Below are 15,091 nucleotides of genomic sequence, written 5' to 3'. Positions count from 1 at the left end.
GGCGTGGTGTCATGCTTGGGGCTTTTCGCTCGTAGACGTGGAAGCCGCAGCTGGAGCGAATGCGGCATCGCGAGCGGGCGGCTCTGCCAAGCTGCGTTTCATCAGCCATGCGACACCGGGTACGCGCAAGCCGGTGGCAAACACCACGTCTCGCATCCAACCGCCGTATTGCGCCTGGAAGCATGGCGTGAGCGCACGGCTTAGCGTCTGGTAGGCCTGCACGGTGCGCAGACGACGGGCGTGGTAGGCGAGCGCGCCATGGGTGGGGCCATGCACTTGCACGCACGCGGCAAGTGCCAGGGCATCTTGCGCGGCCAGCGTGGTCCCCAAACCGAGCTGCGGGCTCATGGCATGCGCGGCATCGCCGATGACGCAGTAAGGTGGTTTGGCCAACGCGCGCGGCCACGTGTGGCGATAGACGGCAAAAGGCATATCGTCGTGAGAGCCGATCTGTTCGACCATGGGCGCGGCGTGCGGCCACAGGCTCAGCACATGCGCCTTCCACTGCGTGATGTCGGTCTGGCGCCAGGCGTCCACGGCATCGCCGGGCAGACTCCAGAACATCGATAGGCGAGTGCGGGTGCCGTCCACTTCGGTAGGCAGCAGGCCCATCATTTCGCGTGTGCCGCGAAAGCGCTGCTGCAGCACGCGCGGGTTCCAGCCATCCACCCACCCTTGGAACCAAAGCGTGCCCCATCGATAGGTGCTCGACGGGCCGGCCAGGCCTGCGGGCTCACGCAGCGCAGAGGCCGCGCCATCGGCAATCACAAACAGATCGAAGATTGATTCGCCCTGCGTGTGCGCGACCTGCGCGCGCGGTCCATCAACAAGCAATTGCTGGATCGCGCAACCAAAGTGGAATGATGCGCCCGCGTGCAACGCTGCGTCGTACAGCATGGATGACAGCGCATGCCGCGTGACGGCGCGGCCGGGCGTCTCGGCGTAGTCGATGTCGAGCAGACGCCAGCCGCGATGGCTCAGGCCGATCAGCCGGTCGATCGGCGCGCCGATGCCCTCAAGCTCGCGGCCCACGCCGAGTGCCTCCAGCGCGCGGATACCCTGCGGCTGGATCAGCAGGCCCGCACCCATGGCGGTCAGCTGCGGGTGCTTTTCGAAGACGTGCACGTTGTGCCCCTGGCGGGCAAACGCGATGGCAGCGGCAAGTCCGGCGTTACCGGCGCCGGCGATGCCGATGGACAGCGGGCGGGGTGCGGTCATGAAGGTGTGGCGGATCGTTTGCTCAAGATGATAACGATACGGCACGCACGTTAAGCCCGTTCGTGCAGGCTGCGGAGATAATGCGCAGACCTCACGCTCACCATCCCACCCGGACGCGCCATGCAGATCAAATGGCTGGAAGACTTCAAGGAACTCGCCAAGACGCGCAGCTTCAGCCGCGCCGCCGAGAACCGCAACGTCACGCACCCCGCATTCGGCCGCCGGATCAAGGCCCTGGAGGAATGGGTGGGCACCGCACTGGTCGAGCGCAGCGAGCATCCCGTCACGCTCACGGCGGCGGGGCGCTTGTTTCTGGATGCCGCGGCCAATGCCGTCGATGGCCTGAACGATGCGCGCTTGCTGCTGCGGGAGGCGCAACTGCCCGTGGCGCTCAAGATCGGCACAGGGCGCACGCTGGCGCGCACCTTCGTCCCCGGCTGGTATGAAACGCTGGCACGCCAACGCGGCGTGTTTCCGCTTAGCGTGACGACGGGCGGCACGCAGGAGGGCGTCCTGGCACTTGCCGATGGCACGGTCGATCTGCTCATCGCCTACGCCAGCCCGCAGGCCGATGCGCTGCTCGATCCGCGCAAGTACGACCACTGCCTGCTGGGCAGCGAGACGCTCGTGCCGGTGAGCGCCCCCGACAAGCGCGGCCGCCCGCGCTTCACGCTGCCGGGTTCGGCCGCCGCACCGCTGCCGTGGCTGGCCTTTGCGCGGGGGCTGACGTTGCGGCAGATGCTGGACAGCCATCTGGCCGCTGCCGATCGCAAGGCGCATCTGCAGCCGGTGTTCCAGGCGGATTTTTATGAAGCGGTGGAAGAGATGGCCTTGCGTGGATTCGGCATGGCGTGGCTGCCGTATCGCCTGGCCAGGGCGCACCTGAACGCGGGTGAACTGCGCCCCGCTGGCGACGACGCCTGGCACATCCACGTCAACATCCGCATGATGCGCGTGCGCAGCAACCAGAGCGCGCTGCTTGACGAGGTGTGGCAACGGGCCGTCGAAAACGCCAATGCCAACGTCCGCGCCGATCTCGCCTGACCCGCATCGCAAAAAGCCCAACCTTGTGCCGAAACGGCACAAGCCGCGTGGGCACGGCACCTAGACTCCTCCGCAACCTTCGCCCGCCAGCGTTATTCAGCAAAACAGGCGGATCGGCACAGACCACGGGGAGACAACCATGCCAGCCCACACCCTCAATGCGAGCGGCCCATCCGCACGCGCCACCGACACCCATCGACATCCCTCGCCCTGGCGTGCCGTACTGGCGGCCAGCGTCGGCAACGCGCTCGAATACTACGATCTGCTGATCTACGGCTATTTCGCCATCACCATCGGCAGGCTGTTCTTCCCGACAGGTGATGCGTGGAGTTCGCTGATGCTCTCGGTCGGCACGTTTGGCGTGTCGTTCATCATGCGGCCGCTGGGCTCGATGGTGCTTGGGAGCTATGCAGACCGTGTCGGGCGCAAGGCTGCGCTGACGTGGTCGATCCTGCTGATGATGCTGGGCACGGCGATGATCGCGTTTGCGCCGACCTATGCGTCGATCGGCCTGTGGTCGCCAGCCATCGTGATCGTGGCGCGACTGCTGCAGGGCTTTTCGGCCGGCGGTGAATTCGGATCGGCCACGGCGTTCATGATCGAGCACGCCAACGGCAAGCGCATGGGCTACAACGCAAGCTGGCAGGCCGCCACGCAGGGTCTCGCCACCTTGCTGGCGGCAGGCTTGAGCGCGTGGATCACCTACGCGCTGACCACCGCCCAGGTGGAATCATGGGGTTGGCGCGCGGCGTTCCTGTTCGGTTTGCTGATCGGGCCGATCGGCGTCTATATCCGCCGCCATACGCCGGAAACGCCGGAGTTCGTCGCCATGCAGGCGGAAGCGCCGGCCGCGCTGCAAGCGCGCTCGCCGCTGCGCGACACGCTCACGCAGGGTTTGCCCGGACTGCTGCTGGGCGCGGGGGTGGTCGTGGCCGTCACCGCATTCAACTATGTGCAGAAGGTCTACATGCCGACCTATGCCATCAATCAACTGCACATCGCGACCAGTGCGTCGCTGGTCTGCACGATGATCACGGGCGCGATGCTGATGGTGATGGCGCCCGCGTTCGGCTTGCTGGCAGATCGCTTCGGCAGCATCCGCGTGGTGTCGATTGCGATGGTGGTAATCGCGCTGTCGACGTATCCCATGTTTGCCACGCTGGTCGCACAACCGACGTTCTGGACGTTGCTGGTCATGCAGGCGATTGTGGGCGTGCTGTTGGCCGCCATCCTGGCGCCGCTGCCCGCGCTCCTGGCCGACATCTTTCCGACGCGTACGCGCGGCACGGGCCTGGCGCTGAGCTACAACTTGTCGGTAACGATCTTCGGCGGGTTCTCGCCGCTGATCGTCACGTGGCTGATTGGTGTCACGCACATCAAGACGTCGCCAAGTTTTTATGTGTTTGCGACCACGCTGATCAGCCTGGCCTCGCTATGGATGCTGCGCGGACGTGCGCGTGCGCACTGAACCTGAACAGAACTTCTCGTCACACCGAAGGATTTCGCATGATGACCCTGGAGGCGCTGCGCGCCACGCTGCCGGTGTACCCAATTGAGCTGCAGAAGCCGGATATCCGCCGCTGGAAGACAGGCACGCACGGCATTGATTACGTCCATACGTTCGATAGCGGCATGCCTGGGCCCCACGTCATGATCAACGCGCTCACGCATGGCAATGAGCTGTGCGGCGCGATTGCGGTGGATACGCTGCTAGGTGCCGGCGTGCGCCCGACACGGGGCCGGCTCACGCTGTCATTCGCCAATGTGGAGGCGTACGAGCGCTTTGACATTAACGACCCAGATGCCACGCGATTTATCGACGAAGACTTGAACCGCGTGTGGTCTGCCGACAAGCTCGATGGCCTGGGCAATACGCTGGAACTGCGCCGCGCGCGCGCGTTGCGCCCGGTGATCGACACGGTTGATTACCTGCTCGATATCCACTCGATGCACGAGAAGGCCCAGCCGCTGATGCTGACCGGTCCGCATGCCAAAGGCGTCGCATTGGGCCGCCAGGTCGGTGCGCCTTCGCATCTGATGATCGATGCCGGCCATGCCGCAGGCCGCCGCCTGCGCGACTACGGCGGCTTTGGCGATGCCGCCAGTCCCAAGAACGCGTTGCTGATCGAATGCGGTCAGCACTTCGAGCGCGTGAGCCGCGATGTGGCGCTGGATGCGTGCGCGCGCTTCCTGGTGGCGCTGGGCACCGTCGATGCAGCTGCGGTATCGGAATGGCTAGGCATGGCGCCCGCGCTGGGCGTGCGCTGCATTCGCGTGACCGATCCGGTCGTCGCCAACTCCACGGCGTTCCGTTTTGCGGACGGCTATCGCGGCATGGAGACCATCGCGCGAGCTGGCACCGTCATCGCCACCGATGGAGACCTGCAGATCGTCACGCCGTACGACAACTGCGTGCTGCTGCAGCCATCGTTGCGGCATCTGGCGCCGGGCGTGACCGTGGTCCGGCTAGGCAAGCCTGAAGGCTCCGCCTAAGTGCCCAGCATGGTGCGCAATGTGCCGAGCACGACCTGCCGACAGTTGCGCACCATCTTTTCTTCGGGATCTCGATAGCCGGTCAGCAGCCACGCTGCACCGACGTTTGTCAGGGCACCCACAAGCGCAAGACCGATGATGCGTTGATCGGCGCGCAGCTCGGCATCGTCGTCACTGTGGGCGCCTGGCAGTTGGGCATTCGCCATGATCTGCTTGCCGAACTCCAGCAGGTTGCGCTGGTAGGTTGCGTCCGTTTCCGGGCTCACGCCCATCACTTCCAGCAGCAGCACGCGCGCCGCGCACGGGTCTCGCAGGAACGCGAAAAACGCGTGCAGGCCAGCGTCGACGCGCGCTTCCAGCGTGTTGCTGACAGCGGCGGTGGCGTCCGACACCCGTGTGCGCAAGTCTTCGGCATGTTGCTGGTAGGTCGCACGCAGCAGGGCTTCGGTGCTGTCGAACGCGGCGTAAAAGTACCGGTCGTTGAGCTTCGCTTCCTGGCAGATCGCGCGCACGGTGGCCTTGCGAAAGCCCACTGTGCCGAACACGCGCGTGCCGGCGCGGATCAACGCATCCCGGCGTTCTGCGGCACGTGCTTCTGGCGCCACACCGCCATACGGGCGGCCTTTCTTGGCGGGCGCGTCGGCTGTTTCAAATGTTTTCTCCATTTCGCTATTTGACGTCAGGACGTCCAAAAATTAAAGTGGTGACGAATCACACCACATTTAAGGCGAAATTTGCCACGCCCGCATCCGGGCCGCGAACAGGAGACCGCATGGACACGACGATGGAGCGAAGCGCCAACCCGGGCGCGCCCCGCAACCGGGCTGCCGCGCCGGAGGCAGACCTCGACGTGCTCATCGTCGGCGCGGGGCTCTCGGGCATTGGCGCGGCGTATCACCTGCGCGAGCGTTGTCCGTCGGCGCGCTTCGCCATCCTGGAAGGGCGCGAAACCATCGGAGGCACGTGGGACCTGTTCCGCTATCCCGGCATCCGTTCCGACTCCGACATGTTCACGCTCGGCTATAGCTTCCGGCCGTGGCACAGCAGCAAGGCCATCTCCGACGGCCAGACGATTCTCGATTACATCCGCGAGACCGCACGTGTGTTCGGCATCGACAAGTCGATCCGCTTTCGTCACAAGGTGACGGGTGCGAGCTGGGATTCCGCCGCAGCGCGCTGGACGGTGCAGGCGCTGCGCAGCGATGGCGCGGGCGAGGAGCCGGTGCAGCTCACCTGCAAGTTCCTCTACATGTGCAGCGGCTACTACGACTATGAAGAAGGCCACGCTCCGACGTGGCCCGAGATGGACACGTTCCAAGGTCGCATCGTCCATCCGCAGCATTGGCCGAGCGATCTGTCTTACGCCGGCAAGCGCGTGGTGGTGATCGGCAGCGGCGCCACGGCCGTCACGCTGGTGCCTGCGATGGCCGGCACCGCGCAGCACGTGACGATGCTGCAGCGCTCGCCCACGTACATCGTCTCGCGGCCGGAGCAGGATGCCGTGGCCAACACATTGCGCCGCTGGTTGCCGTCCGGCCTCGCTCACCGGCTGGTGCGCACCAAGAACGTGCTGCTGACGATGTACTTCTACAGCCTCGCGCGTCGCAAGCCGAAGGCATTCAAAGACTTCATCATCCGCATGGCCGGCAAGCAGATCGGCCCCGGGTTCGACGTGCGCAAACACCTCACGCCGCGCTACAACCCGTGGGACCAGCGCTTGTGCCTCGTGCCGGACGGCGATCTGTTCAAGACGATCCGCGCGGGCAAGGCCTCGATTGCGACCGACGAGATTGCATGCTTCACGCCGACCGGCCTGCAGCTCAAGAGCGGCGAGCATCTAGATGCCGACGTGATCGTCACGGCCACAGGGCTCAAGTTGAAGGTGCTGGGCGGGGCGGCCATCACCGTCGACGGGCGTGCCGTGAATCTGGCCGAGACGGTGTCGTACAAGGGCATGATGTACAGCGGCGTGCCAAACCTCGCGTCGTCGTTTGGCTATACGAATGCGTCGTGGACGCTGAAGGCCGAGTTGATCGCGCAGTACGTCTGCCGGTTGCTCAACCACATGCAGTCCAACGGTTTTGATACCTGCGTGCCACGTCTCGATGACGAAGCCATGAGCCGCGAGCCCGCCGTCGAACTGACATCCGGCTACATCCAACGCGCGGCGGCCATCCTGCCCAAACAGGGCGACAAGCAGCCGTGGAAGTCGTATCAGAACTACGCGCGCGATCTGATGATGCTCAAGTTCGGCACACTGGCCGACAGCGCCATGCAGTTCGAACGTCGCGCGCAGCCGATCGGCGCGGCACAGCCCGCTTAACTGCCTCCCGTATCGTGGACATTATGACCAGCACCATTTTTGGCGTCATCGCGCTTGCCATCCTCGCGCCCGTTGCGTTCACCTTCTTCATCGCACGCCGCGTCACAAAAGGATTCCCGCCCGAAGGCAAGTTCCTCGATGTCGGGGCAGATCGCGTGCATTACACCGATCGGGGCAAGGGGCCGGCCATCGTGTTCGTGCACGGCTTGTGCGGCAACCTGCGCAACTTCGCGTATCTGGATATGGACCGGCTTGCGCGCTCGCATCGCGTGATCGTGATCGACCGGCCGGGGGCTGGGCGATCCGTGCGCGGCGCCGATTCGCCGGCCAACATCTACGCGCAGGCGCGCATGGTCGCGCAGTGCATCGAGAAGCTCGAGCTCGACAAGCCCGTGCTGGTGGGGCATTCGCTTGGCGGGGCGATTTCACTGGCGGTGGGGCTGAACCATCCGCAAGTCATTCGCCGGCTTGCGTTGATCGCGCCGCTCACGCATGCAGAAAGCACGCCGCCCGGTGCGTTCAAGGGCCTCGTGTTGCCGTCGCCGCTGGTGCGCAGGCTGGTGTCATGGACGCTTGCGATTCCTCTGTCGATCATCAATTCGCGCAAGGCCATCGCCGCGGTCTTCGCGCCCGAGGCCATGCCGAAGGATTTCCCGTTCAAGGGCGGCGGCTTGCTGGGGCTGCGTCCGCATGTGTTCTATGCGGCTTCGTCGGATCTGGTCTCTGCGCCGGAAGATCTGCCCGACATGGAACGCCGCTATGCCTCGATGACGGTGCCTGTCGACGTGCTGTACGGCCGCGGTGACCGCATCCTGAACGTCAAGCGCCAGGGCGAAGCGCTCAAGCAGAAGCTCGACCGTGTGAACCTGCGCATCATCGACGGCGGCCATATGCTGCCCGTGACGCAGCCGGCCTTGACGACGGATTGGGTGTTGGCGGTGGCCGCCGGGGTGCCTGCGCAAGCGGAGGCGCTTGCGTAATGTGATGGCCCTGGCGGCTGGCAGGGCTGCAGCAGAAAAGCAAAAAGCCCTGCCGGAGCAGGGCTTTTTGGTATTTGGTGGCGAATCAGGGACTCGAACCCCGGACCTGCGGATTATGATTCCGTCGCTCTAACCGACTGAGCTAATTCGCCGAAGAAGCGGGATTCTACCGTCTTCGGCGAATATGTCAACCCCCTGTCTCAATCATTGCGATAGATATCCACATCCTTGGTTTCGCGTACGAACAGCACACCAATCACGAAGGTGATGGCCGCGATCCAGATCGGATACCACAAACCGTGATAGATATTGCCGTTCTGGGCCACCAGGGCGAACGAGATGGTCGGCAGCAGGCCCCCAAACCAGCCGTTGCCGATGTGATACGGCAGCGACATCGACGAATAGCGGATGCGTGTCGGGAACATCTCCACCAGCATCGCCGCGATCGGGCCGTAGACCATGGTCACGTAGATCACCAGGATCACCAGGATCACCAGCACCATGATGGTGTTCATCTGGGCGGGATCGGCCTTGGCCGGGTAGTTGGCCGCCTTGAGCGACTCGCTCACCTGCTTCTTGAAGTCGGCGATCTTGGCCTTGCTATCGGCGTCGAAGTTCTGACCGTCTGCCGTGCGGGTGGCGTTGAGCGAGGTGATCTGCTTGCCCGCAATCGACACCGTGGCGACCGTGCCGGCCGGGCCGTCAACCGTCTCGTAGCTGGCCGACGATTGCGCCAGCGTGCGCTTGGCGATGTCACACGAAGAGCGGAAGTCCACTTCGCGGGCGATCGGGCTGCCCTGGAACGAGCACTCCTTCGGGTCGACCGTGATCGTGATCTGCGCGGTCTGCTGGGCGCGCTCCAGCGCCGGGTTGGCGTAGTGCGTGAGCGCCTTGAACAGCGGGAAGTACGTCAGCACCGCCAGCAGGCAGCCGGCCATGATGATTTTCTTGCGACCGATGCGGTCAGACAGCGACCCGAAGAACACGAAGAACGGCGTGCCGATGGCAAGCGCCACCGCAATCAGCACGTTGGCCGTGAAGGCGTCGACCTTCAGCACCTGCGTGAGGAAGAACAGCGCGTAGAACTGGCCCGTGTACCACACCACAGCCTGGCCGGCGGTCAGGCCGAGCAGCGCCAGGATCACGATCTTCAGGTTGCGCCATTGGCCGAAAGCTTCCGTCAACGGGGCCTTGGAGGTCTTCCCCTCAGCCTTCATCTTCTGGAATGCCGGCGACTCGCTCATCGACAGACGGATGTACACCGACGTGGCGAGCAGCAGGATCGACACCAGGAACGGGATGCGCCAGCCCCAGTCGTCGAATGCCTTGCCGGTCAGTTCGCGCACGGCCAGGATGACGACCAGCGAGAGGAACAGGCCCAGCGTGGCCGTCGTCTGGATCCACGACGTGTAGGCACCGCGGCGGCCGTGCGGGGCATGCTCGGCGACATACGTGGCGGCGCCACCGTACTCACCGCCCAGCGCCAGACCTTGCAGCATGCGCAGCGCGATCAGAATGACCGGCGCGGCGACGCCAATCGTGCCGTACGACGGAAGCAGACCGACGATGAACGTTGACGTACCCATGATGACGATGGTCACCAGGAACGTGTATTTGCGGCCAATCATGTCGCCCAGACGGCCGAAGACCAGCGCGCCGAACGGGCGCACCAGGAAGCCGGCAGCAAACGCCAGCAGTGCAAAGATGAAGCCCGCCGTGGGGTCCAGGCCCGAGAAGAACTGCTTGGCGATGATGGCCGCCAACGAGCCGTAGAGATAAAAGTCGTACCACTCGAACACCGTCCCCAGCGACGAGGCGAAGATGACTTTCTTCTCCTCCTTCGTCATGGGCGCGGGCTGCACACGCCCGACGGGCGCGTTCGGTGCACTTTGCACGGTTGCCATGTTGTCTCCTGTTCTTTTCGTAGGTCGTCCCGCTGGGCATGGACATGACAACGCAAACGCTTTTCGCCCGCGGAAGTGTCAACGATTGTGGAAGCCGAAACTTACGGCGTTCTGACAAGCATGTGCCTTTCAATGCACGCGATCGACGGCCGGGATTTCAAGGAAATCAAGCACTTGGGCGCGCTCGGGTCGAGTGGCGGTGCATCGGTCGAGCCCTTGCGGCGACGCGTGCGCTGCATCATCTGACCCCCGCTTTGTGCCGGCAGTGCCAGACGGTATATGCACCTCTTGCGAATGTGCATACGCACAAGATGCCCGCGCTTGCCAGCGTCAATTTGGGCGAGGGACGCCGGTCAGCGGCTCATTTTCCGCCGGATGCCTTGCAGTGTTTCTTACGTTGTTCTGCAGCGCTAGGGAAAACCACTATCGCAGTAAACCGCCACAGACGGCGTGAGTAAGAGTTCAGTCAGTTTCGCTATCCAGAATCGCCGCACACATTCCAAGAGCAAACCAGGAGACAGGCGATGCAGGATGGATTGGTAGGAAAAATCGAGGCGCATCCGAAATATGCGCAGCTCAAACAGCGACGCAACAAGCTCGGACTTGTTCTGACAGTGCTGATGCTGGCCGTGTACTACGGCTACATCGCGCTGATCGCGTTCGATAAGGCGTTTCTCGCCAAGCCGGTGGGTACAGGCGTGATGAGCGTGGGCGTGCCAGTCGGTATGGCGGTCATCATCTTCACCGTCGTCATTACCGGCATCTACGTGCGCCGGGCCAACAGCGAATACGACCAACTCACGCAGGACATCCTGAAGGACGTCGCCAAATGAAGAAGATGCTTTCGATTCTGCTGGTGGCGCTACTGGCCGCTGGCGCCTGCGGAGCAGCTCTGGCTGCCGGCGGCGATGTCGGACAGACCGCCAAGCAGGAAACCAACACCACGGCCATCGTGCTGTTTGCGCTGTTTGTGGCCGGCACGCTGTGGATTACGAAGTGGGCAGCCAAGCGTACGCGCTCCGCGGCAGATTTTTATACGGCGGGCGGCGGCATCACCGGTTTCCAGAATGGCCTGGCCATCTCGGGCGACTACATGTCCGCTGCGTCCTTCTTGGGCATTTCCGCGGCCGTGATGACCTCCGGCTACGATGGCCTGATCTATTCCATCGGCTTTCTGGTCGGCTGGCCGATCATCACGTTCCTGATGGCCGAGCGTCTGCGCAACCTCGGCAAGTTCACCTTTGCGGACGTGGCCGGCTACCGGTTTGAGCAAGGCCCCATCCGCAGCTTTGCCGCAGTTGGCACGCTGGTGGTGGTGGCGTTCTATCTGATCGCTCAGATGGTCGGTGCAGGTCAGCTCATCAAGCTGCTGTTCGGGCTGGATTACTGGATCGCGGTGGTGATCGTCGGTGCGTTGATGATGGTCTACGTGCTCTTTGGCGGCATGACCGCAACCACCTGGGTGCAGATCATCAAGGCGTGCATGCTGCTGGCCGGCGTGACCTTCATGGCGATCATGGTGATGGCGCAGTACGGCTTCAGCTTTGAAGCGCTGTTCGCCAAGGCGGTACAGGTCAAGACCGCCATTGCAGCCAATGCTGGCAAATCGCCCGACGAGGCTGCCAAGATCGGTCTGTCTGTGATGGCGCCGGGCGGCTTCATCAAGGATCCGATCTCGGCCATCTCGTTCGGCATGGCGCTGATGTTTGGCACCGCTGGTCTGCCGCACATCCTGATGCGTTTCTTCACGGTGCCCGATGCCAAGGAAGCACGCAAATCGGTCTTCTGGGCAACCACCTGGATCGGCTACTTCTACATCCTGATCTTCATCATCGGCTTTGGTGCGATTACGCTGGTCTTGACGAACCCTGAGCTCTCCGACGTGGCCAAGGGTGTCATCAAGGGCGGCGCGGGCACGGCCAACATGGCAGCCGTGCTGGTGGCCAAGACGGTCGGCGGCGATGTGTTCTACGGCTTCATTTCGGCCGTGGCATTTGCAACGATCCTTGCGGTGGTGGCGGGTCTCACGCTGTCGGGCGCGTCGGCGGTGTCGCATGATCTCTACGCCACGGTCTTCAAGAACGGCAAGGCCAACAGCGCAGATGAGCTGCGGGTGTCGCGCATCACCACGCTGGTGCTCGGTGTGATCGCCGTGTTGCTCGGCATCGCTTTCGAGAAGCAGAACATCGCGTTCATGGTGTCGCTGGCGTTTGCGGTGGCGGCGTCTGCCAACTTCCCGGTGTTGTTCCTCTCGATGCTGTGGAAGGGCTGCACCACGCGTGGTGCGGTCATTGGCGGGTTCCTGGGGCTGATCTCGTCGGTGGGTCTGACGATCGTTTCGCCGTCGGTGTGGGAAGCCACGCTTGGCTATCCGAAGGGCTCGGCGTGGTTCCCGTACACGTCGCCCGCGCTGTTCTCGATGACGATCGGCTTCGTGGGCGTGTGGCTGTTCTCGGTGCTGGACAGCAGTGTTCGCGCCAAGAACGAGAAGGCGTCGTTTGCCGCGCAGCAGGTTCGTTCGGAAACGGGTCTCGGTGCGGCTGGCGCATCGGGCCACTGATCGGCTATTCGCCTCGCTGATGGGAGGCGGGTGACGCGATTGCATCGCCCGCCTTCAAGGCAACCATGCCCAGCGCTTTCAACTTCGCCGTCTGGCCGTTCGATTGCCTCAATCAGGACGAGCAGCGCCTGGTGCGCGATGCCGTCGACATCGGCTATTGCCCGGAAGGGCAGATCATCCTCGATACGGGTGCTGCACCGCTGCACCTGTTCCTGATCATCAAAGGTCACGTCGCTCAGTACGACGGCGACGAACTGATTGCCACCTATGGCCCCGACGATTGCTTCGACGGTCGGGCGCTGGTGGCCGGCAAGGCAAGCAGCCGCTTCGTCGCGGCTGAAGAAGTGGTGGTCTATCAGGTAGCACGTCAGGCCGTGCGTGACCTCATTGCCGCCAACGCCACCTTCGGTGCGCTGCTTTTTTCCGACCTCGGCAGCAAGCTCAGCGCTATCGCACAGCGGCAGAGCATGGAGACGATGCAGTCGCTGGCCGTCTCTCGCGTGAGCGATGCCTTCATCCGGCCCGCCCATTTTGTGGATGCCGACACGGACGTGGTCTCCGTGGTCAAGCTGTTCCAAGCCCATAACACCTCGAACGTGCTCGTGCGTGATGGCACCAGCAGCCCGCCGAGCGTGGGCATCTTCACACGCAGTTCCTTGCAGCGCGCCGTCCTGCAAGGCACACCGCTGGATCGTCTGGCGGTAGGGCAGATGAGCCAGTTCTCGCTCATCACCGTGCCGGCCTCCGCGCAGATCGGCGACGCCCTGACACTGATGCTGCGCCATCGCGTGCACCGGCTGGTCGTCACGCACGGAGATGAGATTCTCGGTTTGCTGGAATCACTGGATGTGTTCAGCTTCCTGGCCAACCACTCGTATCTGCTGACGGTGCAGATCAACCTGGCTCAGGACTTGGACGCCCTCGCGCAGGTGGCCGCGCAGATCACGCGGATGGTCGCGTTGCTTACACGTGGCGGTTCGCGCATTGATCATGTCGCCAGCCTCGTGCGCGAAATCAACGCACGCCTGTTTGAACGGGCCTGGCAGATGATCGCGCCGCCCGAGCTCGTGGAGAACAGTTGCCTGTTTGTCATGGGCAGTGAGGGGCGTGGCGAGCAGTTGCTCAAGACCGATCAGGACAATGCGCTGGTGCTGCGCGATGGTTACGTGCCACCCGCGGACCTGCAGCGCATCGTCACGCGCTTCTCCGATGCACTGGCCGCGTTCGGCTACCCGCCGTGCCCCGGCGGCATCATGCTCAGCCGGCCCGAGTGGTGCATGACCGCGAGCGACTTTGCGCGGCGCATTCGCGAATGGCTCATCCTGCCCAGCCCCGAAGGCTTGATGCATCTGGCAATCTTTTTTGATGCGCATGCGGTGTGCGGCGATGCCGCCTTGCTCAAACAACTGCGGCGGACGTTGCCGGAACTGACGATCGACAACGACGCCGTACTGGGCCGCTTTGCCGCTGCAATTGAGGCTTTCAGTGCCGCGCCAGGTTGGCGCGATCGCATTCTCGGGTTTGGCGATTCCGATCCCGTGCTCGACGTGAAGAAGGAGGGCATCTTCCCCATCGTCCACGGGGTGCGCAGCCTTGCGCTGGCCCACCGCGTACTCGACGAGACCGGCACCGTGCCGCGCCTGGATGCACTGGTGCGGGCCGAGGCGCTCGACGCACACATGGCTGCCGAGTTGAGCGAGAGCTTGCACTTTCTGATGATGCTGCGGCTCAAGGCCGGGCTGGCGGAAATCGATGCGCATCAACCGGTGTCGTGTGACGTGCATCTGTCGCGCCTGTCATCGTTGGAGCGTGATCTGCTCAAGGATGCGTTGAGCGCCGTTAAACGGTTCAAGGCGCTGCTGCGGCAGCGCTGGCGGACCGAGTGGATGTGAATATGAGCGAGCGGTCATGAACGGACGGCTCTCCGACTGGCTGCAGGCACTGCAAAGGCGGCGCCAGTTGCGCAGGTTGCGCGATCCGGCGTTTCGCTTCCTGTTCGAGGCCCCGCCTGCAGATGAGTGGGTCGCGCTCGATTGCGAGACCACCGGCTTGAACGTGCGCACCGACGAGATCGTCTCCATCGGTGCTGTCCGCATCGCCGGCAATCGCATTTTGACCAGCCAGCGCCTGGAGCTGCTCATCAGGCCGCGCGGGGAGATGCGCGCAGAAAGCATTTGCGTGCATCGTCTGCGCAACCGCGACCTGGACAGCGGTATGTCGATCGAGCAAGCCGCCCATGCACTGCTGCACTTCATCGGCAGCCGGCCATTGGTGGGTTACTACCTTGAGTTCGACGTGGCGATGCTCAATCGGGTGGTGGTGCCCATGCTGGGCATCGGCTTGCCGCAGCCCAAGATTGAAGTTTCCGCCCTGTATTACGACTACCAGTTCCGACAACTGCCGCCGTATCGGCAGCAGGGCGACCCCGATCTGGACCTGCGCTTCGCCACTGTCATGAAGGGATTGGACTTGCCGACCTGGGATGCGCATGACGCGCTTAACGACGCGGTGATGGCGGCGTTGGCGTTTGTGAAGCTGCGCCATCTGGGTGCGGCGTAACGTGCTGGTG

Annotated in this window: 12 protein-coding genes and 1 tRNA gene; 9 read left to right on the top strand and 4 right to left on the bottom strand. The window is 63.6% G+C overall.

All coding sequences use genetic code 11. The features are described from left to right. Positions 1 to 9: 9 nt before the first annotated feature. Positions 10 to 1,218: an FAD-dependent oxidoreductase gene (locus NG898_RS07085; RefSeq protein ID WP_252691691.1), complete on the bottom strand. Its 1,209-nt coding sequence runs from the start codon at positions 1,216 to 1,218 to the stop codon at positions 10 to 12. A gap of 120 nt (positions 1,219 to 1,338) precedes the next feature. Between NG898_RS07085 and NG898_RS07080 the strand changes: the two genes are divergently transcribed. From NG898_RS07080 to NG898_RS07070, 3 genes are all read left to right on the top strand, one after another. Next, positions 1,339 to 2,262 (top strand): LysR family transcriptional regulator, encoded by a 924-nt coding sequence (locus NG898_RS07080; protein WP_252691690.1) that lies wholly within the window; start codon positions 1,339 to 1,341, stop codon positions 2,260 to 2,262. Between the two features lie 139 nt (positions 2,263 to 2,401). Then, positions 2,402 to 3,730, top strand: coding sequence for an MFS transporter (locus NG898_RS07075; protein WP_252691689.1), 1,329 nt, complete (start codon positions 2,402 to 2,404; stop codon positions 3,728 to 3,730). A 38-nt stretch (positions 3,731 to 3,768) separates the two neighbouring features. After that, positions 3,769 to 4,755: a M14 family metallopeptidase gene (locus tag NG898_RS07070; RefSeq protein WP_252691688.1), complete on the top strand. Its 987-nt coding sequence runs from the start codon at positions 3,769 to 3,771 to the stop codon at positions 4,753 to 4,755. On the opposite strand, the gene NG898_RS07065 is transcribed toward NG898_RS07070, so the two are convergent. After that, positions 4,752 to 5,420: a TetR/AcrR family transcriptional regulator gene (locus NG898_RS07065; protein WP_252691687.1), complete on the bottom strand. Its 669-nt coding sequence runs from the start codon at positions 5,418 to 5,420 to the stop codon at positions 4,752 to 4,754. The two genes, NG898_RS07070 and NG898_RS07065, sit on opposite strands and share 4 nt — an antisense overlap. Positions 5,421 to 5,539: 119 nt before the next feature. On the opposite strand from NG898_RS07065, the gene NG898_RS07060 reads away from it, so the two are divergent. Beyond that, entirely contained in the window at positions 5,540 to 7,078 is a 1,539-nt protein-coding gene (locus tag NG898_RS07060) for a flavin-containing monooxygenase (protein ID WP_252692493.1), read from the top strand. A 23-nt stretch (positions 7,079 to 7,101) separates the two neighbouring features. Beyond that, positions 7,102 to 8,058: an alpha/beta fold hydrolase gene (locus NG898_RS07055; protein WP_252691686.1), complete on the top strand. Its 957-nt coding sequence runs from the start codon at positions 7,102 to 7,104 to the stop codon at positions 8,056 to 8,058. A 75-nt stretch (positions 8,059 to 8,133) separates the two neighbouring features. On the opposite strand, the gene NG898_RS07050 is transcribed toward NG898_RS07055, so the two are convergent. Further along, positions 8,134 to 8,210: transfer RNA gene (locus NG898_RS07050), tRNA-Met, on the bottom strand. Between the two features lie 48 nt (positions 8,211 to 8,258). Continuing rightward, complete coding sequence (locus NG898_RS07045) at positions 8,259 to 9,962, bottom strand: MFS transporter (protein ID WP_252691685.1); 1,704 nt, start codon at positions 9,960 to 9,962, stop codon at positions 8,259 to 8,261. A gap of 524 nt (positions 9,963 to 10,486) precedes the next feature. Here NG898_RS07045 and NG898_RS07040 point away from each other — a divergent pair. From NG898_RS07040 to NG898_RS07025, 4 genes are all read left to right on the top strand, one after another. Beyond that, positions 10,487 to 10,795 (top strand): DUF485 domain-containing protein, encoded by a 309-nt coding sequence (locus NG898_RS07040; RefSeq protein WP_092973156.1) that lies wholly within the window; start codon positions 10,487 to 10,489, stop codon positions 10,793 to 10,795. Beyond that, positions 10,792 to 12,522, top strand: a complete 1,731-nt coding sequence (locus NG898_RS07035) for a cation acetate symporter (protein ID WP_252691684.1) — start codon at positions 10,792 to 10,794, stop codon at positions 12,520 to 12,522. Before NG898_RS07040 ends, NG898_RS07035 begins: the two co-directional genes overlap by 4 nt. A 65-nt stretch (positions 12,523 to 12,587) precedes the next feature. Then, complete coding sequence (locus NG898_RS07030; protein WP_252691683.1) at positions 12,588 to 14,414, top strand: DUF294 nucleotidyltransferase-like domain-containing protein; 1,827 nt, start codon at positions 12,588 to 12,590, stop codon at positions 14,412 to 14,414. Positions 14,415 to 14,430: 16 nt separating this feature from the next. Further along, positions 14,431 to 15,081 (top strand): 3'-5' exonuclease, encoded by a 651-nt coding sequence (locus NG898_RS07025; RefSeq protein WP_252691682.1) that lies wholly within the window; start codon positions 14,431 to 14,433, stop codon positions 15,079 to 15,081. Positions 15,082 to 15,091 lie beyond the last annotated feature (10 nt).

Origin of the sequence: Ralstonia mojiangensis (assembly GCF_023955645.1) — a bacterium.
Taxonomy (GTDB): Bacteria; Pseudomonadota; Gammaproteobacteria; order Burkholderiales; family Burkholderiaceae; genus Ralstonia; species Ralstonia mojiangensis.
The sequence above is the reverse complement of the archived record's forward strand: the minus strand, read 5'-3'. Positions and strand labels throughout refer to the sequence as shown.